At 37.4% G+C, this 991-nt stretch carries 1 protein-coding gene; it reads left to right on the top strand.

The features are described from left to right. Positions 1 to 393 precede the first annotated feature (393 nt). Positions 394 to 900: a hypothetical protein gene (locus ACFINR_RS09440; protein ID WP_120100860.1), complete on the top strand. Its 507-nt coding sequence runs from the start codon at positions 394 to 396 to the stop codon at positions 898 to 900. Positions 901 to 991: the final 91 nt, after the last annotated feature.

The raw sequence follows: 991 nt of genomic DNA, 5'->3' as shown, positions 1-991 counted from the left end.
AAACATGTCCATTTACGCACTACATTTTTATACTAAAAACCAAAAGTAAAATTTAAAATCACTTGGTATTCAATTAGCTAGGTATCAAAATGAAAAAAAGTGAAAAAAATAAAAAATACGTATTGACTTTAAAGAAAAGGTCGTTTATTAAGGTTGGCAAGTGCTAAAAACACTTAATCGTAAGCGGTTAAACCACGTAAGGTTTTTCCCATTTCTTAAAATACTGACTTTCTTTTGTGCTATCATTGGCATATAACGATTTTGTCGGGTGTAGCTATACCATACAATACCCTTCGCGAGGGGAAAGTATAGCGGCGGACTTACGACCGTGTTTTTAGCGCCCGGCGCCCTTATGGGCTGTCAATTAAAAACCTAATTTCGTAAGGATTTATTATGCAAAATTCTGTAAAAAAATATCAACTCACCAATCAAACAATTCTTCGCGAAGGTAAAAAACTTTATCGCATTAAGGCGTTAAGAGATTTTGGTGATGTTAAAGCTGGTCAACTTGGTGGCTATATTGAATCTGAAGAAAATCTTTCCCATGATGGTAATTGCTGGGTTGGTGATCAGGCCATTGTTGTGAGCCCTGGTCGTGTTTACGAAAATGCGCAGGTTTATGGCAATGCGGGTGTTGGTGGTTTTGTATATGGTAATGCTCGCGTCTACGATTCAGCAAAGGTTTTTGCCAATGCCCATGTGTATGATAATGCCCATGTTTTCGATAGTGCAAAAATTGTAAGTAAAGTGCATGTTTATGAAAATGCCAATGCATGTGGCATGGCTATTGTTACTAAGAATATTTGTGGTGACACAATGAATAATGTTTATACAGAACGCCTTTCTCCTTATGGTGAAATTTGCTTTGTTATGTGTCGTCCTCATAGGAAAACAGCTTAAATAACGGCGCGGGTGCGGCGGGGGCGCCTCCTTATAACCATTTCATTTAAAAATTTGTTTGAATATTAGATTAGGGAGCTACCTATGACCA

Origin of the sequence: Bartonella sp. AP19HLJMH (assembly GCF_042196245.1) — a bacterium.
GTDB lineage: Bacteria > Pseudomonadota > Alphaproteobacteria > Rhizobiales > Rhizobiaceae > Bartonella.
Note: the sequence above shows the minus strand (reverse complement) of the source record. Positions and strands in the feature narration are given on the sequence as shown.

What these genes read in the sequence shown, in the direction of transcription:
- ACFINR_RS09440 (WP_120100860.1), top strand. Translation starts at nt 394, where the DNA reads ATGCAAAATTCTGTAAAAAAATATCAACTCACCAATCAAACAATTCTT.